The following is a 549-nucleotide window of genomic DNA, read 5'->3' as shown; positions in this document are numbered from 1 at the left end:
TGGCTGCGCGGTCCAGTTTGTCGGTGTGGGCCAGGTCGGTGATGATCAGGGTTTTCATGGTAAATCTCCTTGGATGTCGGTTGGTTGGTTGAGGCATTTGATTTGCGCTCGATGGACTATCAGCAGGATGCGTGCCAGCTTCGTTCGAGCGTCACCAATTAAAACGCAAGTTATTGAAATTAAAGGTGTTTTTATTCTTATTCTCAGCCGTTCACGGCATCGGAGGAAGCGGCCGCAGGCATCGCCGGTGATGGCCCGGACCCAACACTTTTATGGGCCTGTTCGGTGCTGCCCGACAGATGCCGAATGAAGATGTTCCGATTGGGACGGCGCAAAAAAACGGCGCTGTTTGCATTAAGTGTTGAATCTGCCCAGCGCCGCTCTCAAAAAGGCACCGGGGCTGGCAATGCGCTGGCCATCCAGCGCCCAGCGCCAGCCGAAGTAGTGGTCCAGGTAACGGCTGGCGATGCCGCGGAACGGCAGCAGCCAGGTTCGCATCCGGCTGTGATAGGCGTTCACGTTCTGGATGTGCAGCGCACCGCGCTTTCT

1 pseudogene is annotated in these 549 nt (G+C 56.5%); it reads right to left on the bottom strand.

Annotated elements, in window-relative coordinates:
* Positions 1-354: 354 nt before the first annotated feature.
* Positions 355-549, bottom strand: a pseudogene (locus AB4Z32_RS27595) (hypothetical protein); the annotation flags it as partial.

The organism is Massilia sp. 2TAF26 (assembly GCF_052115005.1).
Taxonomy (GTDB): domain Bacteria; phylum Pseudomonadota; class Gammaproteobacteria; order Burkholderiales; family Burkholderiaceae_D; genus Telluria.
This window is presented reverse-complemented; position numbering and strand designations above follow the sequence as displayed.